Below are 24,631 nucleotides of genomic sequence, written 5' to 3' on the forward strand. Positions count from 1 at the left end.
AATATCATTATGAAAAAATTTATTTTCGTAGGAATCCTAGGCTTATTCGTGCTGGGTTCCTGTAATAATAGTACCGTCACACACACACACAATGAACACGATCATGCCACGGAAGGACATAATCACGAGGCAGAGGGTTCCAATCATTCTCATGAAGGCGAATGTAGCGGAGAACACAACCATGAAGCGGCCGATGGACATAACGAGTCTGCCGAAGCGCACAGTGATGAAATCATCCTTCCGAAGGCAAAAGCTGAAGCAGCCGGTGTCAAGGTGAGCATTATCGAACCTGCACCTTTCCAGCAAGTGATTAAAACCAGCGGACAGGTACTGGCTGCCCAAGGTGATGAATCGGTTGCCGTAGCTACAGTGGCCGGCGTTGTATCTTTCCGTGGAAAAGTAACGGAAGGAATGAGCGTCGGCAGCGGCACGCCGCTAGTCACGATTTCTTCAAAAAATATCGCCGACGGTGATCCGGTACAACGTGCCCGCATTGCCTACGAGGTATCTAAGAAGGAGTACGAACGTATGAAAGAGCTTGTTAAAAACAAGATTGTATCTGACAAGGATTTTGCACAGGCAGAGCAAAGTTATGAAAATGCCCGCCTTAGTTACGAAGCCCTTTCCAAGAATCATTCGGCTATCGGCCAAAGTATTACAGCTCCTATTGCAGGATATGTGAAAAGCATTCTTGTGAAAGAAGGTGACTATGTGACCATCGGACAACCGCTGGTGAGCGTGACGCAGAATCGTCGTCTTTTCCTCCGTGCCGAAGTGTCGGAAAAGTATTATCCATACCTCCGTACAATCAGTTCCGCCAATTTCCAGACTCCTTATAATAATCAGGTGTACGAGCTGAAAGCATTGAACGGCAAACTTCTCTCTTTTGGAAAAGCTGCCGGAGACAACTCTTTTTATGTGCCTGTCACTTTTGAGTTCGACAATAAAGGGGAAGTGATCCCCGGCTCATTCGTAGAGGTGTTCTTGCTTTCTTCAACGATGGAAAACGTACTGTCTCTCCCACGCACGGCACTGACAGAAGAACAAGGTATCTTCTTTATCTACCTGCAACTGGACGAAGAGGGTTATAAAAAACAGGAAGTAACGATAGGAGCCGACAACGGTAAAAGTGTTCAGATCCTGACCGGAGTGAAGGCTGGCGACCGTGTAGTGACCGAAGGTGCTTATCAGGTTCGACTGGCAAGCGCAAGCAATGCCATCCCGGCACATAGTCACGAACATTGATTAAATGAAGAATTAGAAATGAAGAATGAAGAATTTGGCTGCGCAATAATTGGTATATGTTTATTGCACGTGCTGCATAGTCATTCTTAATTCTTCATTTCTAATTCTTCATTCTTAATTCTTAATTCTTAATTCTTAATTCTTAATTCTTAATTCTTAAAGAAATGCTTAATAAAATTATACATTACTCCCTACACAACCGGTTGGTTGTAGTCTGCGCGGCCATCCTCCTGCTAATTGCGGGAACGTATACCGCCATGCATACGGAAGTAGACGTATTCCCCGACCTGAACGCACCTACGGTAGTCATCATGACCGAGGCCAACGGTATGGCTGCGGAAGAGGTTGAACAGCTCGTCACTTTTCCTGTTGAAACTGCCGTAAACGGAGCTACGGGTGTACGCCGTGTCCGCTCTTCTTCTACCAACGGATTTTCCGTTGTCTGGGTAGAATTTGATTGGGGAATCGATATTTATCTCGCTCGCCAGATTGTTAGCGAGAAGTTAGCAGTGGTCAGCGAATCACTGCCGGTCAACGTTGGTAAACCGACACTCGGCCCACAATCTTCCATCTTGGGCGAAATGCTCATCGTCGGTCTGACTGCCGACTCTACTTCGATGCTCGATCTTCGTACGATTGCGGACTGGACCATCCGTCCCCGTCTATTGTCTACCGGAGGAGTGGCACAGGTTGCCGTGCTCGGAGGAGATATCAAAGAATATCAGATTCAGCTGGATCCCGAACGGATGCGTCATTACGGCATTTCGATGGGAGAAGTGATGGCTGTGACACAGGATATGAACCTGAACGCAAACGGAGGTGTGCTCTACGAATTTGGAAATGAATATATTGTACGCGGTGTACTTTCTACTTCTAAAACAGAACAACTTGGCAAAGCGGTAGTAAAGACAGTGAATAACTTCCCCGTCACGCTGGAAGATATTGCGGACGTAACCATCGGACCGAAAGCCCCGAAACTGGGAACTGCTTCAGAGCGTGGAAAATCTGCCGTACTGATGACTATTACCAAACAGCCGGCTACCAGTACGCTGGAACTGACAGATAAACTGGAAGCATCTTTGAAAGACCTGCAAAAGAACCTGCCAGCGGACGTAAAAGTTTCAACGGATATATTCCGTCAAAGCCGTTTTATCGAAAGTTCCATCGGCAATGTGAAGAAATCACTCTTTGAAGGAGGTGTTTTTGTAGTAATCGTACTTTTCCTGTTCCTGGCAAACGTGCGCACTACATTGATTTCATTGGTAACGCTGCCTCTTTCCCTGCTCGTTTCGATTCTGACGCTGCATTACATGGGACTGACAATCAACACCATGAGTCTCGGAGGTATGGCGATAGCCATCGGATCATTGGTAGACGACGCCATCGTCGATGTGGAAAACGTGTATAAACGACTGCGGGAGAACCGTCAGAAAGCAGAAGCGGAAAGGTTAAGTACACTCGAGGTGGTATTCAATGCTTCGAAAGAAGTGCGGATGCCTATACTTAATTCGACACTGATTATCGTTGTCAGCTTTGTTCCGTTGTTCTTCCTTAGCGGAATGGAAGGCAGAATGTTGGTTCCGCTGGGCGTTGCCTTTATCGTGGCATTGTTCGCGTCGACAGTGGTTGCTCTGACGCTGACTCCGGTGCTCTGTTCTTATCTATTAGGAAGCAATAAGACAAACAAGGAACTGAAAGAAGCTCCCCTTGCCCGTTGGATGAAAGGGGTTTACGAAAAGGCACTGACTTGGGTGCTCGCACACAAACGAGTGACACTTGGAAGTACAATCGCACTCTTTGTGGTTGCGCTCGGAGTGTTCTTTACCCTCGGACGCAGCTTCCTTCCTTCCTTTAACGAAGGTTCGTTCACCATCAATATTAGTTCTCTACCGGGTATTTCACTGGAAGAAAGCAATAAAATGGGACATCGGGCAGAAGAGTTATTGATGACGATTCCCGAAATACAAACCGTAGCCCGGAAAACGGGACGTGCCGAACTGGACGAACATGCATTAGGGGTAAACGTTTCTGAAATAGAAGCTCCGTTTGAACTGAAAGATCGTTCGCGCAGTGAACTGGTAGCTGATGTACGTGAAAAGTTGGGTACTATCACCGGGGCAAATATAGAAATCGGACAACCAATCAGCCACCGTATCGACGCTATGTTATCGGGTACGAAAGCGAATATCGCTATCAAGCTATTCGGAGACGATCTGAATAAAATGTTCTCACTCGGTAATCAAATTAAAGGAGCTATCAGTGATATTCCCGGTGTTGCCGACCTGAACGTGGAGCAACAGATTGAGCGTCCGCAGCTGAAAATACAGCCTAAACGGGAAATGCTGGCTAAGTTCGGTATTACCCTGCCGGAGTTCTCGGAATATGTGAACGTAGCTTTGGCTGGAAAAGTGATCTCGCAGGTTTATGAGCAAGGCAAGAGTTTCGATCTGATCGTGAAAGTGAAGGATGATGCCCGGGATGAAATAGAAAAAATCCGGAACTTGATGGTAGATACGAATGACGGCCGCAAAGTTCCTTTGAGCTATGTAGCAGAAGTGGTATCGGCCATGGGACCAAATACGATCAACCGCGAGAATGTAAAACGTAAAATTGTGATTTCTGCTAATGTGGCCGACCGCGATTTGCGTAGTGTTGTAAATGATATTCAGAAACGCATCGACACATCGGTGCAACTGCCCGAAGGCTATCACATCGAGTATGGCGGACAGTTTGAAAGTGAACAGGCTGCCAGCCGGACACTGGCGCTGACTTCATTTATCAGCATTGTAGTAATCTTCTTGTTATTGTATAATGAGTTCCGCAGCGTGAAAGAGTCGGGCGTCATCTTGCTGAATCTTCCGCTGGCACTGATCGGTGGTGTATTTGCTTTGGTGATTACAACAGGAGAGGTCAGTATTCCGGCTATCATCGGTTTCATTTCCTTGTTCGGTATTGCAACGCGTAACGGTATGTTGCTCATCAGCCACTACAATCATTTGCAAAAGGAAGAAGGTTTGAATGTATACGATAGTGTGCTCCGAGGTTCTCTCGACCGTCTGAATCCGATTTTGATGACGGCATTGTCTTCTGCACTTGCACTGATTCCATTGGCACTCGGCGGCGACTTGCCCGGTAACGAAATTCAAAGTCCGATGGCAAAAGTGATTTTAGGAGGGTTATTAACGTCTACTTTTTTGAACGGTTTTATCGTTCCGATTGTTTATCTGATGATGCATCGGAAAAAGGCCCAGGAAAGCCTGTAGCGGGTGATGTTTTTCCTCGGTGAGGAAACCATCGTTCCCCGGTGAGGAACCAAGTGTTTCTCGGTGAGAAACGGGTCGTTCCTCGGTGCCAAACAAATAAATGCCTTATCATAAAGTATCTATCAACAATAGCTTGTAATAAATAAAGAAATTAGAAATGAAACAAATCATGACCATAAGCGCTGCACTTCTTTTCTTAACCATAGGCGAAGTGCAAGCCCAAAACGGAATTGAACAGGTATTGAAGAATATCGAAACGAACAATAAGGAGTTGCAGGCAAACGAGCAACTGATTACTTCGCAGAAGCTGGAAGCTAAAACGGATAATAACCTGCCTGATCCTACTCTTTCTTACGCACATCTATGGGGAGCGAAAGATAAAAGCGAAACAATCGGCGAACTGGTTGTTTCACAAAGCTTTGATTTCCCTAGTTTATATGCTACACGCAACAAGTTGAATCGTCTCAAAGCCGGAGCTTTTGACAGTCAGTCGGATGTTTTCCGTCAAGAGAAGCTGTTACAGGCGAAAGAACTTTGCCTGGATATCATCATGCTTCGTCAGCAAAAGCATATTCTGGAAGAACGCCTCCGCAATGCGGAAGAACTTGCAAAGATGTATGCCAAGCGTCTTCAAACAGGAGATGCGAATGCTCTCGAAACCAACAAAATCAATCTGGAACTGTTGAATGTCAGAACAGAAGCGTCTCTGAACGAAACAGCACTCCGCAACAAACAGCAGGAGCTGAATACGCTGAATGGTAATATTCCGGTAGTTTTTGAGGAAAACCAATATCCGGCTATACCTTTCCCTACTGATTATCAAATATTGAAGTCGGAAGTCATGGCAACGGACCGTACTCTTATGGCACTCGGCAACGAAAGTCTTGTTGCCCGCAAACAGATTGCTGTCAATAAATCACAATGGCTACCCAAACTGGAACTCGGCTACCGCCGGAACACAGAAACAGGCGTACCTTTCAACGGTGTAGTGGTAGGTTTCTCTTTCCCGCTTTTCGAAAACCGGAATAAGGTAAAAATCGCTAAAGCACAGGCTCTTAACATTGACTTGCAAAAGGATAATGCTACCCTGCAAGTGGAGTCCGAATTGGCACAGCTTTACCGGGAAGCGAAAACACTGCATGCTTCGATGGAAGAATACAGCAAGACTTTCCAGTCGCAACAAGATCTGTCACTGCTGAAACAGGCTCTGACAGGTGGACAGATTAGTATGATTGAATATTTCGTTGAAGTTTCTGTCATCTATCAAAGCCATCAAAATTATCTGCAACTGGAAAATCAGTACCAGAAAGCAATGGCACGGATTTACAAGAGTAAACTATAAATAGTACATAAAATCCTTTAGACATGGATTACGCCGAACATACTAATTTCTATTTTAAGTGATGTAAGTATGTTTATATAATAATTTCAGGCACGGATTACACAGATTTCACGGATTACGCTGTTACTTTATGACAATCATATTTCTAAAAGCCGTGAAATCCGTGTAACCCGTGCCTGAATATATCTCCCCTCTCCCTCTCATTTTCTTCAAGTTCCAACTAAATATTTCAAAATAATATGTTACATTTGCAACGAACATAAAATACAGATTATGAGACCTAAACAATTCTATCTATTCATGTTATGTTGCATCCTTACACTATTCAGTGGATGTAAAGAGGATGAAGAAAATCCACTTCGTTTTTACAACAGTGAATATGAAGTGCCCATGGGTGGCAGACGTTACCTTGGACTGGAAAGCGGAAATGGTGATTACTCACTTGAAGTTAAAGACACACGCATCGCAAGCGCAGGAACCGAAACCGGCTGGACCGGAGTACCTGCCGGACGTATGATTTATGTTACCGGTATTCTCACCGGGCAAACTTATCTGACAGTAACGGACAACGCCACACAAGAAACCTGCACCCTGCCAATCAAGGTTGTCGACAATTACGAGGATATAAAGTTGCTCCGCAGCTACTTGTCTAACTTACCCAACGGAGACGCAAATCTTCTGCCCGGCATTTCCGACATTTTTCTAATCAACAATCACGCACGGGATGCTTATTTTTTCAAACAGGGAGAACAAACAGCTTTTTCATCCGGACTAACCTTAATAACTCGAGGAAGTTACAAACTGGAAAAAGAAGAAGGAAATAATGAGAAAGCTATACTGACTCTCACTTTTTCGGAAGATGCGGCAACACCTATTTCCAATCATAAATTCATCTTGTGGGGAAATGCATACGTATTTCACCGCTTGGATAAAAGCTTGAATCTGAATTGGAATACTCCACCCATCGGAGAAACGCGGACATCACCTGCACCACCTCCTTCCTACACGCTGGAAGAAATCGCTGGAGGTGAACCAGGCACAGGCAAACAAATTAGTTTTACCCTTTCCGAACAGGAAATACCTGCCGGAATACTGCCTTAATCAGCAGGGTCTTCTTTAATCAACTGTACTTTCCGATAATATGCGTATATTTTCCGGCAAGTATCCGCTACGAATACGCCATTCTTGCGGATAAAGATTATTGGCACGATTACCGATGTTCTTCACAAATCCGAGAGGAATATGCCGGTACGTAAGCAAAACATATCCACGAGGGGCTGTTACCGGCAAGGTAATGGCCTCTTTTCGTAAATAAGTGATAGCCTGTTTATAACTTATTTCTTCCGTAGCGAAAGCTTCCCGGCATAAAAGTGAACTACACATCGCCAATGCATGGTCAGGTATCAAATCCTTTCCTTTCACTTCTCCTATCTCCACTCCTGCCGATACGATTTTCAGGCATTGTTTCATTGCCATTAATTCATCAGCATAATGCTTTGAAAAAGCCTGGATACTTGTTCCTTCTGCCGACAATATATACTTGTCCGAATTTTCATCATTCAGCCAGCTTTTTGCAATATTCAGCTGTTCTTTCGAAACAGGAGAAGAGGTTGCTCCTCCTTTCTTATCTTTCTTTTTAGAAGTCTTCTCCTTCGAGAAAGAAGATACCGGAATCTCGTTTCCTGTCTCCGGCTTCCGAAAAGCTGCCAGGAAAAAGCCTTCGCCTTTCGTCTTATGAGGGAAAAAATGATAGACAGGAATAGAAGATTTAGAACCATCACAATTATCCGGTAAAAGATCTCCTGTTATATTCCAGTTTTCCTGTACCTGCACAGTTAACGGCTCGGCTCCATACTCTTGTTGAATCCAACGTGCATTCTCTTCGTCCTCTTTTGTATTAAATGTACACGTACTATATATAAGAATTCCCCCAGGCTTCAACGTATCCCAAATATCTCCAATAATCCGCCGTTGCCGCTGCCAACAGATTTCTACATTCTCGGGACTCCACTCTTCTACAGCGACAGGGTCTTTACGAAACATACCTTCACCGGAGCAAGGGACATCTGTAAGAATCACGTCAAAGAAAGACGGCAAAACCGCAAAATCTGCCGGATCATTATTGGTTACTACTACATCCGGATGTCCCCACTTCATTAAATTCTCCGCAAGAATCTGCGAACGATTTCGGATGACTTCATTAGCCACCAGTAAACTCCCTTCAGGAAGCACACTACGGGCATGAGTAGACTTTCCACCGGGAGCTGCACAAAGATCCAGCATCTTCACCGGTCCGGTGACATACTGCCGGAGCACCTGCTCCACAAACATAGAAGAAGCCTCCTGAACATAATAACAACCTGCATGAAACAATGGATCAAACGTGAAAGTGAGACGCTCATCCAAATAAAAGCCTTCGGAAGACCAAGGGACTTGATTTAATTCTAAATTAAAAGTTGAAAGTTGAAAATCAGTAATACAGCCTGCTTGCGGTACAATTCTGCATTTTCCATTTTCAATTTTTAATTTCCCATCATTCAACCGGATGCTGACAGGTGGTTCTTGTCGGATGGCAACAGCTAATTTGTCGTATTCTTCATCGCCCAGCAGGGAACGGGTATAGTCTATAAAAGAAGCGGGTAATTCCATTTTTCGTTATTAATTTCCGCAAATATCAAAAATATTTCGTCTCTTTGCAACTTTCTATGATATTAACTACGTCTAACAGACAAAGAAATAAATAAAAAAACTATTGATATGAAAAATTTTCTATTAGCATTGATGGTTGTACTGACCACTTGCACACTGGCTATTGCCCAAAACCAAACTACTGTTGTCCGCGATTCCGTCGGAAAAGTAAAGGTAACTGTGACCAAAGACAATAAAGCAAAAACAAACAATACTGCTGTCACAGTCATCGGTGTAGATACAGCGGACACTGATTCCACAGAAGTAGATGCAAACTCAAGTAATATCAGTACAGGTCATGGTAAGGCCAGTTTTACATTCGAATCGGATGACGACGATTTCCCATTCCACGGCTTTGGTATCAACGGAGGAATTCTCGTAGCAATCATATCAATCATTGCCGTTTTCGGATTTCCGGTATTCATTCTGTTTGTAATCTTCTTCTTCCGTTATAAAAATCGGAAAGCACGCTATCGTCTTGCCGAACAGGCACTCGCTGCAGGTCAGCCATTGCCAGCAGAATTTATTCGTGAAAACAAAACGGTTGACCCACGTTCACAAGGCATCAAAAACACCTTTACAGGTATCGGTCTTTTCATCTTCCTTTGGGCAATCACCGGTGAATTCGGAATTGGAGCGATCGGTTTACTCGTTACATTTATGGGTATCGGACAATGGATCATCGGTAGTAAACAACAGACTCAAGGTACAGATGCTCCCCGGACGTATACTACCCATAAAGATGAAAAAAAGAATCAGAATAACGTCAAAAACGATAGCTTCGAAATCATCCCTTCCGAATCCGGAGAGAAAGATAATGGAGTAAACGAAGAAAAGAACGACGAGAATAAATGAGCCAACTCAATGATATATCGTTAGTCGCGCAGGTCGTGGTGTTCAAGAACACCAAGGCCTTCGACCAGTTGGTGGAGAAGTATCAGTCGCCCATCCGGCGATTCTTCCTGAACCTGACTTGCGGCGACAGCGAATTGAGTGACGACCTTGCACAAGATACATTTATCAAAGCATATACAAACATTGCCTCTTTCCGAAACTTGTCAAGTTTCTCTACGTGGCTGTACCGTATTGCTTATAATGTTTTTTATGATTATATTCGCAGCCGGAAAGAGACAGCCGACTTGGATACAAAAGAAATAGACGCCATCAACAGTACCGAACAAGAGAATGTAGGACAGAAAATGGATGTTTATCAGTCACTCAAAATGCTTAAGGAAGTGGAAAGAACCTGCATTATGTTGTTCTATATGGAGGACATTAGTATCGACAAAATAGCAGGTATTGTAGGAGTACCGTCAGGAACGGTGAAAAGCCACCTGTCACGTGGAAAAGAAAAATTAGCAACGTATTTAAAACAAAACGGTTATGACAGAAATAGACAATGATAAGCTCTTGCGCGATTTCTTCGCAGAAAACAAGCAGGAAATAGCAGACAACGGATTCAGTCGCCGTGTCATGCACCATTTACCCGGTCGTAGCAACCACCTGGTTCGTATCTGGAGTGCCTTCGTAATGACTGTGGCTGCCGTACTTTTCGTATGGTTAGGCGGATTGGAAGCAGCTTGGGGAACAATAAGAGAAGTATTTATCGGCATGATTAATCATGGCACTACCAGCCTTGATCCAAAGTCAATTATTATCGCAGCTGTTGTATTATTATTTATGGCTACACGAAAGGTTGCTTCTATGGCATAAACAAAATAAATACAGATTAAAAGTCCAAAGCATAAGTTTCCCAGATTTTTATATTTATGAGTCAAAGAACTCTTTATCCCTCCCTTTTAGTGTTAAACAATAATAAATCTACCCTTTACTCCAAGTAAGCCCAAACATAGATGTTGTATATTTGTTGCTCTGTAAACTAAAATAGAGAGAAGAGTTTTGAAACTACGTATATTTATTTTATTTCTGTTCCTGTCTTTATTACATGTTCAGGCAGATGTCATCGACAGTCTGATGACGCAGCCAGAGACTCAATCGGACTAACAAGCGATTCCCTAGTACTGCATTTCCTAGAAGAGTCGGGAATCCCTATATCTGATAATAATAAAGTCAAACTGCTAAAAAGCGGACGGGAGAAGTTTATCGATTTATTTGAAGCCATCCGGGAAGCTAAACATCATGTTCATCTGGAATATTTCAACTTCCGAAATGACTCCATTGCCAATGCTTTGTTCACTTTATTAGCCGAAAAAGTGAAAGAAGGCGTTGAAGTACGAGCTATGTTTGACGCTTTCGGAAACTGGTCGAACAACAAGCCCCTTAAAAAGAAACACCTCAAGAAAATACGTGAACAGGGAATCGAAATCGTCAAGTTTGACCCGTTCACCTTCCCTTATATCAATCATGCCGCCCACCGCGACCATCGCAAAATTGCTGTTATCGACGGAAAAGTGGCATATACAGGCGGAATGAATATCGCCGATTATTATATCAACGGACTACCCAAAATCGGAACTTGGCGTGATATGCACATGCGTATCGAAGGGGATGCAGTCAATGATTTGCAGGAAATTTTCCTGACAATTTGGAACAAAGAGACTAAACAGAACGTAGGAGGAGAAGCTTATTTCCCCCAACATGAGGGACAGACAGACAGCACAAATATCGTTGTAGCAATTGTAGACCGTACCCCGAAAAAGAATAGCCGTATGTTGAGTCATGCCTATGCCATGAGCATTTATTCGGCACAAAAGAATGTTCATATCGTCAATCCTTATTTTGTACCGACTTCTTCCATCAAAAAGGCGTTGAACCGGACAATCGACCGGGGAGTAGATGTAACCATCATGGTTTCCTCTGCTTCCGATATCCCTTTTACTCCGGATGCCGCACTTTACAAGTTACATAAACTGATGAAAAGAGGAGCTACTGTCTACATGTACAACGGGGGATTCCATCACTCGAAAATTATGATGGTGGACGACTTGTTCTGCACAGTCGGTACTGCCAACCTGAACAGCCGCAGCCTACGATATGACTACGAAACAAATGCCTTTATTTTTGATAAAAGAATAACGGGTGAATTGAATAATATGTTCCGAAACGATATCGAGCATTGTACCCAGCTGACACCGGAGTTTTGGAAAAAGCGTTCTCCCTGGAAGAAGTTCGTCGGCTGGTTTGCTAATTTATTCACTCCATTTTTGTAATTTTGTACGGAGAATCATTTTCACTGCAAATTATTCATTATGAAACAATACCTGGATTTACTCAATCGTGTACTTACCGAAGGCACGGAAAAAAGTGATCGTACCGGAACCGGAACGATCAGTATCTTCGGTCATCAGATGCGTTTTACCTTGATGACGGTTTCCCGTGCCTGACAACCAAAAAACTGCATCTGAAATCAATCATATACGAATTGCTTTGGTTTCTGCAAGGAGATACAAACGTGAAATACCTGCAGGAACACGGAGTACGTATTTGGAACGAATGGGCGGACGAGAACGGTGATTTGGGTCATGTCTACGGTTATCAATGGCGTTCATGGCCTGATTACAACGGCGGCTTCATCGACCAGATCAGCGAAGTAGTGGAGACACTCAAACACAATCCGGATTCACGCCGTATCATCGTTAGTGCGTGGAACGTAGCAGATTTGAACAATATGAATCTACCTCCCTGCCATGCATTCTTTCAGTTTTACGTAGCAGACGGGCGGTTGAGCCTGCAACTATATCAACGCAGTGCCGATATATTTCTCGGTGTTCCCTTCAACATTGCTTCATACGCATTATTACTGCAAATGATGGCACAAGTGACAGGTTTGAAAGCCGGCGATTTCGTTCATACTTTCGGTGATGCTCATATCTACCTGAACCATCTGGAACAAGTGAAGCTCCAATTATCACGGGAGCCTCGTCCATTGCCGCAAATGAAAATCAATCCGGACGTAAAAAACATCTTCGATTTTAAATTTGAGGACTTCGAATTAGTGAACTATGATCCGCATCCGCATATTGCAGGAGCAGTAGCCGTGTAAAAAATATGAGTAAAGTATCCATCATTGCTGCCGTAGATCGCCGCATGGCTATAGGCTTTGAGAATAAGCTTCTTTTCTGGTTACCGAATGATTTGAAACGTTTCAAAGCATTAACTACCGGAAACACCATACTTATGGGACGCAAAACTTTCGAGTCATTACCGAAAGGCGCATTGCCCAATCGAAGAAATATCGTTTTATCTTCCAATCCGGATACAGTATGTTCCGGTGCGGAAGTGTTTCCTTCACTCGAAACGGCTTTGAGAAGTTGCCGGGAGGATGAACATATTTATATTATAGGAGGGGCGAGCATTTATCAGCAGGCTCTGTCTTTTGCTGACGAACTTCGCCTGACAGAGATAGACAGTACAGCTCCCGAAGCTGATGCCTATTTTCCGGAAGTATCTTCAAAGGTATGGCAGGAAAAAAGCAGAGAAGCCCATCCTGCGGATGAGAAACATCTCTGCTCTTATGCTTTCGTTGATTACGTAAGAAAGTAAGAAAATTGTTTCTTACTGTGATCCAACCACGAATACTGACTAATGATTAATCTTCATCTTCTATGTCGACCATAATCGGCATCTGCCGCTTAATGGCTTCATGGAAGGAGATTAATGTTTCGGTACGCGCCAAGCCCAATGGTTGCAACTTATCGTGAATAATACTCAATAAGTGGTGGTTATTCTTCGCGTAAATTTTGATAAACATATCGTATTTTCCGGTAGTGAAATGGCATTCCACACTTCGGGGATAGCCTCTAAAGCTTTTGTTACCGAGTCAAAGGATTCGGGGTCTTTTAGATATATACCAATATAAGCGCAAGTCTCATATCCGATTTTCTCGGGGTCGATAACATACTCCGAACCTTTTAATATTCCTAGATTAGTAAGCTTCTGAATACGCTGATGGATCGCAGCACCGGAAACATTACATGCTCTTGCCACTTCCAAAAAAGGAATACGCGCATTCCCTGCAATCAGTCTCAGAATTTGCTCATCTAAAGCATCTAATTGATGATGTCCCATTTTTGAATCAAATTGTTTTTATCAATGAATCTTTTATGCAAAGTTAGCGTTTTTTCGACAACAAATACTATAATCTATTACTTTTATTTGCAGAAAGCGGATAAGTCAACAATAGTTCGTACCTTTGCGAAAAACATAAATATACCATTTATATGAAACATATTTGCTGTATCATTCTGTGTTTCTGCACTTCTATAGGAAGTTATGCCCAGAATTTTGCTGATTATTTTCAGAACAAAACATTGCGAGTGGATTATATCTTTACCGGGGATGCTACACAACAGGCTATTTATCTGGATGAGCTTTCACAGCTCCCTACCTGGGCAGGGCGTCAACATCATCTCTCCGAACTTCCCTTGGAAGGCAACGGACAAATTATTGTGAAAGACCTTGCCAGCAAACAGTGTATCTACAAAACTTCTTTCTCTTCTTTATTTCAAGAATGGCTGTCAACAGACGAAGCCAAAGAAACAGCTAAAGGGTTTGAGAATACCTTTCTTCTTCCCTATCCCAAACAGCCTGTAGAAATAGAAGTGACTTTATATTCTCCGCGAAAGAAAACAATGGCTACTTACAAACATATCGTGCGTCCGGATGACATACTGATTCATAAACGGGGAGTATCACATGTTACTCCACACCGGTATATGCTGCAAAGTGGCAATGAAAAAGACTGCATAGATGTTGCTATTCTGGCAGAGGGATATACAGAAAAAGAAATGGATATATTCTATCAGGATGCACAACGTACCTGCGAAAGTTTGTTTTCGTACGAGCCGTTCCGTTCCATGAAGGGTAAATTTAATATTGTTGCCGTAGCCAGTCCTTCAACGGATAGTGGTGTCAGTGTTCCCCGCGAAAATCTGTGGAAAGAAACGGCGGTTCATTCTCATTTCGATACCTTTTATTCAGATCGCTATCTGACTACCAGCCGGGTAAAGTCTATCCACAATGCATTGGCTGGTATCCCTTACGAGCATATCATTATCCTCGCTAACACAGATGTATACGGCGGAGGAGGAATATACAATTCTTATACGCTAACCACAGCTCATCACCCTATGTTCAAACCGGTGGTAGTGCACGAATTCGGACACAGCTTCGGCGGATTGGCCGACGAGTATTTTTATGAGGATGATGTGATGACGAATACTTATCCACTGGATGTCGAACCGTGGGAACAGAATATTTCAACACAGGTGAACTTTGCTTCCAAATGGAAAGATATGCTTCCACTAGGCACTCCGATCCCTACTCCTATTGCTGAAAGAAAGAAATATCCGGTAGGAGTATATGAAGGAGGCGGCTATTCCGCTAAAGGTATTTATCGTCCTGCCTACGACTGTCGCATGAAAACAAACGGATATCCGGAATTTTGCCCGGTTTGTCAACGTGCCATCCGCCGAATGATTGAGTTTTATGTTCCTTAATTGAATAACAATCATCGATGGTAACCGATGGTAAATACCTACTTAAAAACAAAATCAATATACAATCATATTATTGTCAAACTTAAAACCCAAACCTCATGATTAGACTTCAACCAATCAGTACGTCGGACCTGCAACATTACAAATTCATGGAAGAACTCCTGATTGATGCATTTCCACCGGAAGAGTACCGTCAGCTGGAACAACTGCGCGAGTACACTGACCGTACGGGCAACTTTCATAATAACATCATCTTTGATGATGACTTGCCAGTCGGCTTCATTACCTATTGGGACTTTGGCAGTTTCTACTATGTAGAACACTTTGCAACCAATCCTGCCCTGCGAAATGGAGGTTATGGAAAACGTACACTGGAATACTTGTGCAATTATTTAAAACGCCCGATCGTATTGGAAGTAGAACGTCCGGTGGAGGAAATGGCCAAACGACGTATCAGCTTTTATCAACGCCAGGGCTTTACACTATGGGAAAAAGACTACTGTCAACCTCCTTACAAACCCGGAGATGATTTTCTTCCCATGTATTTAATGGTACACGGAGAGCTGGATTGTGAAAAGGATTTTGAAACAATCAAAAAGAGAATACATAAAGAAGTATATGGAGTAAAAGACAATTAAAAAAGAATCCCGATAGAAAGAGTTGTACAAATGTGTAATATTAATATATAAAAGGAAGGGTGTCCAAACCGATTTGGACACCCTTCCTTTTTATATATCAAATTAACTAATTACTTTTCACCACGTTTAGTAGCTGAATAGTTAATCTTCAAAGCATAAGATTTTCTAAGAGCATTTTTTACGTCAGTAATAATACCCATCTTTGTCTTTTGGTCTACTTTCAGAGATACAGTCATTTTAGCTGCATCACCTTCATTCATACTTGCACGTTCCTGGAAAATGAAGTCCTGTACTTCACCAACTTCAGCATAGCTGTCGTTGAGCTGAATACGACTTTCAGTACCCATTTTTGCGCGATATTCCTGTGTAGGTTCTCCTACATAGATGAATGTTACCAGCGATTTCTTCTCCAGTTTTTCGAGTTCAGTACCTTGCGGAAGTGTAAACTGTACCTTTAACGTTACCTCACGCATTGTTGTTACAATCATAAAGAAGAACAACAAGGTAAAGATAAGGTCAGGCAACGAAGAAGTATTCAATGCCGGCATTTCACGTTTACCAGTCTTATTAAATTTTCCCATTACTTACTTCTTTTTTTCTCCGTATTTTTTAGGTTCTGCTTCAGAAATTCGTTGCGGATAAATTTCACGAATCGCTTTTTGCTGATCGTCATTCAATTCCGCATATGTAGTTCCAAATTTCTGTTCAGCCAACTCGTCTCTCAATTCATTGTATGCAGCCACCAATTCGTTCTGCACGCTGATATAAGCCTGATAAGAAGATCCACGGTCATTCTGCAAAGAAATTACATGCTTGTCATTAACCAGATATGTGCCAAAGAATTCTACATTCTTTTGTGTTTTTTCAGGCATATGTTCTGCGTTAGCAACGTTAGCAATAAATTCTTTAGCTTTCTCTCTCAACTGATCAACACCAATATAATCATTACCGCACATCAAAGCATCATCTTTATTCAAGTATACCTGCAATACGTTACGTTCTTTGATTTTATCAGTATTATCCTGATCTTGATCTTCGGGCGGTGGAGGCAAAAGTCTTGCCAAACCACGGTCCGTATCCATTGATGTTGTAATCAAGAAGAAGATCAGCAACAAGAAAGCGATATCCGCCGTAGAACTTGAGTTAATATCAGGAACTTTTCTTTTTCCTCTTGCCATTGTTATTACTTATTTAATTGAGAATTACTCAATTGATTAGGATAATTTCTTCTTTATGCCACTCACGATGATTGCAACAACTGTTACAAACAACAGGATGTAAATAGAATAAAGGAACATATCAGTCAGTTTCAGCCAAAAAGGAACGTTGTCTGTACCGCTATAGCCTTGAATCTGCATTGGTGTTCCGTCACCCATAGACCAAGCAACAACTAAAACAACAACTAAAAGAACCAAACCAAGTAAAGATTTGATAGCATTTGCCGGATTATCTTTCAAAGCTGCTCCAAATTGGAATATTGCACCAAGTATAGTAGCTGCAATGGCAATGCCAAACAAAGCATACATCAAATAAAGTAAGGCGTCTGTTTGAGCCGGCTGCCACATCTCGGGATCTACTCCCGCAATCACTGCATCGCCTGTAGCATCTCCTCCTAAGAAGAAAAGGCACAATACGATCAGGATGATGGCAAACATCGCATAAAGTGCATAATACGATGCTCTATATGTTAACTTACTCATCTTCGATTATTTTTTGTATTTCAAGTTATATTTGATTACCATGTCTAACAAAGAGATAGAAGAATCTTCCATTTCGCTAGTCAGAGCTTCAATCTTAGCAAGTACATAGTTGTAGAATACCTGAAGGATCAATGCTACGATCAAACCGAAGATAGTTGTAATCAAGGCAACTTTCATACCACCTGCAACAACCGTCGGAGAGATATCACCTACCTGCTGGATTTTATCAAATGCCTGCACCATACCGATTACAGTACCCAAGAATCCGAGTGACGGAGCCATTGCGATAAACAGTGTGATCCAAGAACATCCTTTTTCAAGGTAACCAGCCTGTACACCACCGTAAGATACAACTGACTTCTCAACTACATCAATACCCTGATCAATTCTCATCAGACCTTGATAGTAAATAGAAGCAACCGGACCTCTGGTGTTACGAGCAATGTCTTTAGCAGCTTCAACATCACCTTTTTCCAAAGCAGCTTCGATAGATGCCATGAATTTTTTTGTGTTGATTTCAGCCAAGCTCAAATAAATGATACGTTCGATACAGAAAGCCAAACCGATCACCAAAGCGATAGCTACCAAACTCATGAAAGATGCAGTACCTTCGATGAATTTAACTTTGATTTCCTTGTGAATACCACCTTCTTCTGCAGCAGGAGCAGCAGCAGTAGTAGCTTCAGCGGCAGGAGCAGCTTGTTGTTCAGTTTGTTCTGCTGCAGGAGCATCTTGAGCCTGAGCAAGTTGAATTGAGCCAAAAGTGAAGGCCCCAATCACAGCAACAATTGCAAATAACTTTTTCATTGTGTGTCTAATTTTTAAGATTAATTAATTGATTATTATTATTGTATTTACTTCTCTTCTCTTTTTCATGTCTGCGGAGAGACGGGGATTCGAACCCCGGATACACTTTTGGCGTATACACGCTTTCCAGGCGTGCCTCTTCAACCACTCGAGCATCTCTCCCTGCATGTTTTCTGCATTTTCAGCTACAAATGTATTCTTTTTTTTCTTTTCTTGAAGCATTCTCCCTCTTTTATCTTGAATAAATACTGCAAATTAATATAATTTAAAACCTTTCGAACCTTATTTGCGGATTCCAAACACTTTTAGCGCATTAACAGAAGTGACCTCTGCTACGTGCTCTGGAGTTATCTGATAAATCTCCGCCACCTTCATAAGTGTGTCTTTTACATTGGCGCTCTCATTTCTCTTCCCCCGGTTCGGCACAGGAGCTAAATAAGGGGAGTCGGTTTCGAGCACAATGCGTTCCAAAGGAACTGTCGTCAGTGTTTCCGGTAAAGTCGATTTCTTAAAAGTAACGACTCCGTTAATACCTAACATAAATCCTTCGAATTCCAACAATTTCGCCGCTTCTTCCGATGTCCCGGTGAAACTATGAAAAATGCCGGTCAATGGCGTCTTTTTATAGGGCTCCATTACCTTATATATATATTCAAATGCTTCTCTTGAATGAATTACAATCGGAAGGTCATACTCTAATGCCCACTCTATTTGCTTTTCAAAAGCCAAAATTTGTTCTTTCAGAAAAGTCTTGTCCCAATAAAGGTCGAGGCCTATTTCTCCGATAGCCACAAATTCATTAGAAGTCGACAAGTACTTGCGTACAACTGCTAATTCCTGTTCATAGGATTCATTGACGGAAGTCGGGTGCAGCCCGATCATCGGATAGCAAAAACCCGGATAATCCCTACACACTGACAACATAGCATCAATGGTGGTACTGTCTATGTTGGGCATGAAAATATAGGAAACTCCCGCTTTCCGTGCACGTTCCATCACCTGCGGCAGGTCTTCGGTAAATTCTTCAACAAAAAGGTGAGAATGAGTATCTATCAGCATGATATTTCTTTTTCTTCTTTTACTTTCTCGCTGGAACGATAATAATATATCAGTCCGTAGTCGCGACATTTTTCTAATCTGGTATCATTGGGAGTGACATCCTGATATTTAGCTTCTACCTGGTTCCAGATATCCAGAATCAATTCATCTGCACGCCCACGCATGGATGCCAATTCATCAAGACTGCGACTGGTTAATGCCTGATAGTTTTTCTGCCGTTCGTAGCTTTCCAGAAAAATATCATAATGCACTTTTACACGTGCAATAGTCGGATTATAAATAGGTATGCCGCCTTGAGTTGTTCTTTGTTGTTCGCCTTCAATTATTTTCTTCCCCCACTCTACCAGTGCGCTTCACTCAACAGGTCCGGCACTGTGTTTGAAGCAGGCAGGCCATATAATTCTTTATGCGCCACTTTGATTTCATCGCGAAGTACTGCCAAATTGAGTACTTGGATAAAATGAGAGATATACAACCGGGCGGTCTTCACGTTCATCTGATGCTTACGGCTGGCACGCGACTGGTTGTTGTAACACTGTGTATAATAAATTTGCGCAGCCTCGAACCGATGTAAGAAATTACGTGCCTCAAATAATGTCTTTAATGTAATAGCCAAGTCACGTACGTTATACATCTCCCCCTTTTCGACTGCCGCTTTCAACGCCCGAACTCTTGCTTGATCAGTATTTGGTAATCGTCTGTAAGGCATATCTCTGACACTTAGCTACATTTCACGATACATTAATAATTTCACAAGATTCTTCAATTCTTTTTTCCTGTCTTCTGCAACGGCGACTGCAGCCAGGCTTTCCATAGCAAGGGTGTAATATTCGCGCATTTTGTTTTCGCAGACATTACGGATATTCAACTGATTATAGATTTCAGTTACCGCTTTTATTTTTTCTGCTAGTTGAAAAGTTTCTGCATTCAACCAACGATTCAATTCTTCCTGCTGCTTTTCATCTGCGTGCTCCAATGCTTTGATAAGCATATATGTTTTTTTATTGCAAAGAATGTCTCCGCCTATCTTCTTCCCGAACACTTCCGGGTCTCCATATACATCCAACAAATCATCCTGCAATTGGAACGCAACTCCGATATGCATCCCAAAATGATAAAGATTCTCTGCATCTTCAGCAGTCGCTCCTGCCAAAATTGCACCGATTTTAAGACTAGCAGCAAGCAACACTGCCGTTTTCAAACGAATCATTTCAATGTATTCGTCTTCTGTCACATCACAGCGGGACTCAAATTCCATATCCAGCTGCTGCCCTTCACAGATCTCAAGTGTAGTCAGACTGAATAAATCCATCACTTCTTTCAGATGTTCCTGCGGACATCCCGTCATATAGCGAAATGCCAGAATCAACATAGCATCTCCCGAAAGAACAGCAGTGTTATCGTTCCATACTTTGTGTACAGTAGGTTTGCCTCTGCGCACATCCGAGCGATCCATCAAATCATCATGCAACAAGGTGTGGTTGTGGTAAACTTCAATTGCAGTGGCAGGATCGTATATAGACGCCACATCCTCCCGATACAAGTTATATCCCATCAACATTAATACAGGACGTATCCGCTTCCCACCCAGAGAAAGGATATATTCAATCGGTTCATAAAGTCCTTTCGGCGTCCGGGTAAACTGAATTTCAGAAATATGATTATTTATCTTATCAAGTAATTGAGAAGCTGTAAACATGATGAATAAAAAATTAATGAATAAAAAGAGGCTGCCGAAAGCAGCCTCCTAATTTATATTATTACAAATTACTGCAATCTAAACATCACAGGAACCGTAAATTTAACACGTACCGGTTTTCCGCGCTGCATACCTGGTTTCCACTTCGGCATGGTATTAATCACACGGAGGGCTTCTTTATCCAGATACGGGTCAACGCTACGTACAACCTTCGCATCTACAATACTACCGTCTTTGTTAACAACGAACTGTACGATAACACGTCCTTGAGTTCCGTTTTCCTGTGCAATAGTCGGATATTTAATATTCTTTGCCAGATACTGCATCAAAGCTGCTTGTCCGCCCGGGAAATCCGGCATGTTTTCTACAACTTCGAAAATAGTCTGTTCTTCCGGTTCTTCTTCAACAACTTGTACAGGCACATATTTTACTTCTACACGAGCTTGGTTATCTTCATTGATAATAGTTGTTGTTTCCTCAATATCAGCTTTATCATCCACAATCTCCAGCAATTCTGCTACTTTTGGAGCTTCAGGTGGTGGTGGAGCTGCTTGTTCAGGGGTTTCGGTAATAGGAATAATTTCCTCTTCAAACACGACATCAGCTACTGCCTGGCTTGTATCAATCTTCACGTCACGCTGGGTCCATTCGAACGCCACGAACATGAAAGCTAGAACTACCACGTAACCAACGAGCAACCATGTAGACTTCTTGCCTTCCAGGTCTGCTTTGGGTGATTTTTTAACTTCCATAAATTTATTAATATAATGATTAAAAAAAAGTGTCCTTTCATGTGTCTCCGGGCAAATATAGTACATTTTCATGTATTCGTTCCCCTCTTTGCCTCTTTTTATCCGGCTTTTTAACTTTTTTAATTCTTTCGTACTTGTCTTGCTCCTTTTAACGGCAAACTTATGGTTGATTTTCAAATTTACCGTATCTTTGGCGGACAAATCAGATGAACTGAATATGAAAAAGATAACAATTGCAATCGATGGTTTTTCCTCTTGCGGAAAAAGCACAATGGCTAAAGATCTGGCCCGTGAAGTGGGCTACATTTACATTGACAGCGGAGCCATGTATCGTGCGGTCACTTTATATAGTATAGAAAACGGAATTTTCGACGGAGACGTTATCGATACGGAGAGGCTGAAAAAAGAAATTAAGGACATTCATATATCGTTCCGGCTGAATAAGGAAACCGGACGTCCCGACACTTATCTCAACGGTGTGAATGTAGAGAATAAAATCCGTTCGATGGAGGTTTCTTCCAAAGTGAGTCCTATCAGTACGCTCGACTTCGTACGTGAAGCAATGGTAGCTCAACAACAAGCAATGGGAAATGAGAAGGGGATTGTCATGGATGGCCGGGACATAGGTACCACTGTTTTCCCGGATGCGGAACTGAAAATATTTGTAACCGCCACTCCCGAAATCCGTGCTCAACGCCGTTATGACGAGCTGAAAGCAAAGGGACAGGCAGCCAGCTTCGACGAGATTCTGGAAAATGTGAAACAACGGGATTATATCGATCAAAACCGTGAAGTAAGTCCGTTGCGCAAAGCAGAAGATGCGCTGCTCCTGGATAATACCGACTTATCGATTGAAGAGCAGAAAAAATGGCTTTTCGAACAATTTAATAAGGTAAGTAAATAGTTTGTTTTATGATCAAGGTAGAGATAGACGAAGGTTCCGGCTTCTGCTTTGGTGTGGTGACAGCCATTCATAAGGCAGAAGAAGAGTTGGCAAAGGGAGAAACACTCTATTGCCTCGGAGACATTGTGCATAATAGCCGGGAAGTGGACAGGCTGAAAACGATGGGATTAATCACTATCAATCGGGAAGAATTCAAGCAATTGAAAAATGCAAAAGTATTGCTCCGGGCGCATGGAGAGCCACCGGAAACTTATATGATTGCCCGTGAAAATAAGATCGAGATTATCGATGCGACCTGTCCGGTTGTATTACGTTTGCAGAAACGCATCCGACAAGGGTATCTGGCAGACAGTGACGAAGAAAAACAAATTGTCATCTACGGCAAGAGCGGACACGCAGAAGTGCTGGGACTGGTAGGGCAGACAGACGGAAAAGCAATTGTGATTGAAAAGGCAGAGGAAGCCAAAAAGCTGGATTTAAATAAAAGTATCCGCCTTTTCTCACAGACAACCAAGTCACTGGACGAATTTCAAGAAATCGTAGAATACTTCAAACAACATATTTCACCGGAGGCGACTTTCGAATATTATGATACGATCTGCCGTCAGGTTGCCAACCGTATGCCTAAGCTCCGGGAGTTTGCGGCTACACACGATTTGATCTTCTTCGTCAGCGGCAAAAAGAGTTCGAACGGAAAGATGCTGTTTGAAGAATGTTTGAAGGTGAACGCTAATTCGCATTTGATAGATAACGAGAAAGAAATCGATCCTTCTCTTCTTCAAAACGTAAAATCGATTGGTGTATGTGGGGCGACTTCTACTCCGAAATGGTTGATGGAGAAGATTTACAATCACATTCGGACGCTTATCAAAGAATAATTGCTTTATTCATATAAAGAATAATAGCAAAGCAACATAAGAAAAAACGGCAAAGTAACACGAATGAATAAAAAGAAAGCAAGAAAGGGCTATTTGAACATTTTTAATGTTTTCTTCATACGAAAAAAAACTTCATAACCGCTGCTTTCAACTTTTTATTGTACATTTGCCGCGTCAAACTAATTAATGAGAGATTGTTATATGGGAACAGTTAAGTGTATCGGAATTTTGACCTCCGGAGGTGATGCTCCGGGAATGAACGCTGCTATACGTGCAGTGACACGTGCAGCTATCTACAATGGATTGCAAGTCAAAGGTATATACAGAGGCTATAAAGGTCTGGTCACAGGTGAAATCAAAGAATTTAAGAGTCAGAATGTGAGTAATATCATCCAGTTGGGTGGTACTATCCTGAAAACAGCCCGTTGTAAAGAGTTCACGACTCCGGAAGGTCGCCAGTTGGCTTATGATAATATGAAAAAAGAAGGCATTGATGCCTTGGTTATCATTGGTGGAGACGGTTCACTGACAGGTGCACGCATCTTTGCACAGGAATTTGATGTTCCGTGTATCGGACTGCCGGGAACTATTGATAATGACCTTTATGGTACAGACACTACCATCGGATATGACACTGCATTAAATACGATATTGGACGCTGTGGATAAGATTCGCGACACGGCCACTTCACACGAACGTTTGTTTTTTGTTGAAGTGATGGGACGTGATGCCGGTTTCCTTGCACTGAACGGAGCCATCGCTTCGGGAGCGGAAGCTGCTATTATTCCGGAATTCAGTACGGAAGTCGACCAACTGGAAGAGTTTATCAAGAACGGATTCCGTAAATCAAAAAACAGTAGTATTGTATTGGTAGCCGAAAGCGAACTGACCGGAGGAGCCATGCATTATGCCGAACGTGTGAAAAACGAATACCCGCAATACGATGTACGTGTGACGATCTTAGGTCACTTGCAACGTGGTGGTAGCCCGACTGCCCACGACCGTATCCTGGCAAGCCGCCTCGGTGCTGCTGCTATCGATGCTATTATGGAAGATCAACGTAACGTAATGATCGGAATCGAACATGATGAAATCGTTTACGTACCGTTCAGCAAGGCTATTAAGAATGATAAACCAATCAAGAGAGATCTTGTCACTGTATTGAAAGAGCTTTCAATCTAATCTTTTTATTTTTAGG

General features: G+C 42.5%; 21 protein-coding genes, 1 tRNA gene and 4 pseudogenes. 15 read left to right on the top strand and 11 right to left on the bottom strand.

All coding sequences use genetic code 11. The annotated features are described in order from the left end of the window. The first annotated feature begins 9 nt into the window (after nucleotides 1-9). The 4 genes from DXA05_RS12335 (at nucleotide 10) to DXA05_RS12350 (ending at nucleotide 6,951) form a co-directional block, all read left to right on the top strand. The gene (locus DXA05_RS12335) at nucleotides 10-1,245 is read left to right on the top strand and encodes an efflux RND transporter periplasmic adaptor subunit (RefSeq protein WP_128859203.1); all 1,236 of its coding nucleotides are present in this window, start codon (nucleotides 10-12) and stop codon (nucleotides 1,243-1,245) included. A gap of 164 nt (nucleotides 1,246-1,409) precedes the next feature. Then, nucleotides 1,410-4,508, top strand: a complete 3,099-nt coding sequence (locus tag DXA05_RS12340; RefSeq protein ID WP_128859204.1) for an efflux RND transporter permease subunit — start codon at nucleotides 1,410-1,412, stop codon at nucleotides 4,506-4,508. Nucleotides 4,509-4,665: 157 nt separating this feature from the next. After that, complete coding sequence (locus tag DXA05_RS12345) at nucleotides 4,666-5,850, top strand: TolC family protein (protein ID WP_015531455.1); 1,185 nt, start codon at nucleotides 4,666-4,668, stop codon at nucleotides 5,848-5,850. 273 nt (nucleotides 5,851-6,123) lie between these two features. Then, nucleotides 6,124-6,951, top strand: a complete 828-nt coding sequence (locus tag DXA05_RS12350) for a hypothetical protein (RefSeq protein WP_118407707.1) — start codon at nucleotides 6,124-6,126, stop codon at nucleotides 6,949-6,951. A 15-nt stretch (nucleotides 6,952-6,966) separates the two neighbouring features. Here DXA05_RS12350 and DXA05_RS12355 read toward each other — a convergent pair whose 3' ends face one another. Continuing rightward, the gene (locus tag DXA05_RS12355) at nucleotides 6,967-8,499 is read right to left on the bottom strand and encodes an rRNA cytosine-C5-methyltransferase (protein WP_128859205.1); all 1,533 of its coding nucleotides are present in this window, start codon (nucleotides 8,497-8,499) and stop codon (nucleotides 6,967-6,969) included. A 108-nt stretch (nucleotides 8,500-8,607) separates the two neighbouring features. Here DXA05_RS12355 and DXA05_RS12360 point away from each other — a divergent pair, with 108 nt between their 5' ends. The 6 genes and pseudogenes from DXA05_RS12360 to DXA05_RS12385 all read left to right on the top strand — a co-directional run bounded on the left by DXA05_RS12360 (nucleotide 8,608) and on the right by DXA05_RS12385 (nucleotide 13,041). Continuing rightward, nucleotides 8,608-9,393, top strand: coding sequence for a DUF6249 domain-containing protein (locus tag DXA05_RS12360; RefSeq protein WP_128859206.1), 786 nt, complete (start codon nucleotides 8,608-8,610; stop codon nucleotides 9,391-9,393). Further along, on the top strand, nucleotides 9,390-9,941 hold the full coding sequence (locus DXA05_RS12365) for an RNA polymerase sigma factor (RefSeq protein WP_128859207.1): 552 nt from the start codon (nucleotides 9,390-9,392) through the stop codon (nucleotides 9,939-9,941). Before DXA05_RS12360 ends, DXA05_RS12365 begins: the two co-directional genes overlap by 4 nt. Then, nucleotides 9,922-10,251: a DUF5056 domain-containing protein gene (locus DXA05_RS12370; protein ID WP_128859208.1), complete on the top strand. Its 330-nt coding sequence runs from the start codon at nucleotides 9,922-9,924 to the stop codon at nucleotides 10,249-10,251. The genes DXA05_RS12365 and DXA05_RS12370 overlap by 20 nt, the downstream gene beginning before the upstream one ends. Before the next feature lie 186 nt (nucleotides 10,252-10,437). Further along, nucleotides 10,438-11,708: pseudogene (gene cls, locus DXA05_RS12375) on the top strand (cardiolipin synthase). A 39-nt stretch (nucleotides 11,709-11,747) separates the two neighbouring features. Continuing rightward, nucleotides 11,748-12,541 (top strand): annotated as a pseudogene (locus tag DXA05_RS12380) (thymidylate synthase). Nucleotides 12,542-12,546: 5 nt separating this feature from the next. Next, complete coding sequence (locus DXA05_RS12385; RefSeq protein ID WP_118407705.1) at nucleotides 12,547-13,041, top strand: dihydrofolate reductase; 495 nt, start codon at nucleotides 12,547-12,549, stop codon at nucleotides 13,039-13,041. Between the two features lie 46 nt (nucleotides 13,042-13,087). Here DXA05_RS12385 and DXA05_RS12390 read toward each other — a convergent pair. Then, nucleotides 13,088-13,566 (bottom strand): annotated as a pseudogene (locus DXA05_RS12390) (Lrp/AsnC ligand binding domain-containing protein). A gap of 152 nt (nucleotides 13,567-13,718) precedes the next feature. Between DXA05_RS12390 and DXA05_RS12395 the strand changes: the two are divergent. Beyond that, nucleotides 13,719-14,996, top strand: a complete 1,278-nt coding sequence (locus tag DXA05_RS12395; RefSeq protein ID WP_128859210.1) for an IgA Peptidase M64 — start codon at nucleotides 13,719-13,721, stop codon at nucleotides 14,994-14,996. A 98-nt stretch (nucleotides 14,997-15,094) separates the two neighbouring features. Then, nucleotides 15,095-15,634, top strand: coding sequence for a GNAT family N-acetyltransferase (locus DXA05_RS12400; protein ID WP_009038742.1), 540 nt, complete (start codon nucleotides 15,095-15,097; stop codon nucleotides 15,632-15,634). Nucleotides 15,635-15,744: 110 nt separating this feature from the next. On the opposite strand, the gene DXA05_RS12405 is transcribed toward DXA05_RS12400, so the two are convergent. The 9 genes and pseudogenes from DXA05_RS12405 to DXA05_RS12445 form a co-directional block, all read right to left on the bottom strand. Continuing rightward, nucleotides 15,745-16,215 carry a biopolymer transporter ExbD gene (locus DXA05_RS12405; RefSeq protein WP_004315772.1) on the bottom strand — a complete coding sequence of 157 codons (471 nt, stop codon included), beginning with the start codon at nucleotides 16,213-16,215 and terminating at the stop codon, nucleotides 15,745-15,747. Nucleotides 16,216-16,218: 3 nt separating this feature from the next. After that, the gene (locus DXA05_RS12410; RefSeq protein WP_004315773.1) at nucleotides 16,219-16,812 is read right to left on the bottom strand and encodes a biopolymer transporter ExbD; all 594 of its coding nucleotides are present in this window, start codon (nucleotides 16,810-16,812) and stop codon (nucleotides 16,219-16,221) included. A 36-nt stretch (nucleotides 16,813-16,848) separates the two neighbouring features. Next, a complete protein-coding gene (locus tag DXA05_RS12415) occupies nucleotides 16,849-17,334 on the bottom strand; it encodes a hypothetical protein (RefSeq protein WP_009038743.1) in 486 nt (161 codons plus the stop codon). A gap of 6 nt (nucleotides 17,335-17,340) precedes the next feature. Next, on the bottom strand, nucleotides 17,341-18,141 hold the full coding sequence (locus tag DXA05_RS12420; protein ID WP_004315775.1) for a MotA/TolQ/ExbB proton channel family protein: 801 nt from the start codon (nucleotides 18,139-18,141) through the stop codon (nucleotides 17,341-17,343). Between the two features lie 74 nt (nucleotides 18,142-18,215). Continuing rightward, nucleotides 18,216-18,303: transfer RNA gene (locus DXA05_RS12425), tRNA-Ser, on the bottom strand. A gap of 120 nt (nucleotides 18,304-18,423) precedes the next feature. Then, the gene (locus DXA05_RS12430; RefSeq protein WP_008024783.1) at nucleotides 18,424-19,200 is read right to left on the bottom strand and encodes a TatD family hydrolase; all 777 of its coding nucleotides are present in this window, start codon (nucleotides 19,198-19,200) and stop codon (nucleotides 18,424-18,426) included. Beyond that, nucleotides 19,194-19,909 (bottom strand): annotated as a pseudogene (locus DXA05_RS12435) (hypothetical protein). The gene DXA05_RS12430 and the pseudogene DXA05_RS12435 overlap by 7 nt, the downstream one beginning before the upstream one ends. Before the next feature lie 15 nt (nucleotides 19,910-19,924). Next, a complete protein-coding gene (locus DXA05_RS12440) occupies nucleotides 19,925-20,899 on the bottom strand; it encodes a polyprenyl synthetase family protein (RefSeq protein WP_128859211.1) in 975 nt (324 codons plus the stop codon). A 68-nt stretch (nucleotides 20,900-20,967) separates the two neighbouring features. Next, nucleotides 20,968-21,651 (bottom strand): energy transducer TonB, encoded by a 684-nt coding sequence (locus DXA05_RS12445; RefSeq protein WP_004321840.1) that lies wholly within the window; start codon nucleotides 21,649-21,651, stop codon nucleotides 20,968-20,970. Nucleotides 21,652-21,721: 70 nt separating this feature from the next. Between DXA05_RS12445 and cmk the strand changes: the two genes are divergently transcribed. From cmk to pfkA, 3 genes are all read left to right on the top strand, one after another. After that, entirely contained in the window at nucleotides 21,722-22,555 is an 834-nt protein-coding gene (gene cmk / locus DXA05_RS12450; RefSeq protein ID WP_181985794.1) for a (d)CMP kinase, read from the top strand. Between the two features lie 8 nt (nucleotides 22,556-22,563). Beyond that, nucleotides 22,564-23,433: a 4-hydroxy-3-methylbut-2-enyl diphosphate reductase gene (locus DXA05_RS12455; protein ID WP_004306786.1), complete on the top strand. Its 870-nt coding sequence runs from the start codon at nucleotides 22,564-22,566 to the stop codon at nucleotides 23,431-23,433. Between the two features lie 201 nt (nucleotides 23,434-23,634). Then, on the top strand, nucleotides 23,635-24,615 hold the full coding sequence (gene pfkA, locus DXA05_RS12460; protein ID WP_004297914.1) for a 6-phosphofructokinase: 981 nt from the start codon (nucleotides 23,635-23,637) through the stop codon (nucleotides 24,613-24,615). Nucleotides 24,616-24,631 lie beyond the last annotated feature (16 nt).

The sequence above is a fragment of the Bacteroides sp. AM54-2NS genome (genome assembly GCF_003602935.1).
Taxonomy (GTDB): domain Bacteria; phylum Bacteroidota; class Bacteroidia; order Bacteroidales; family Bacteroidaceae; genus Bacteroides; species Bacteroides xylanisolvens.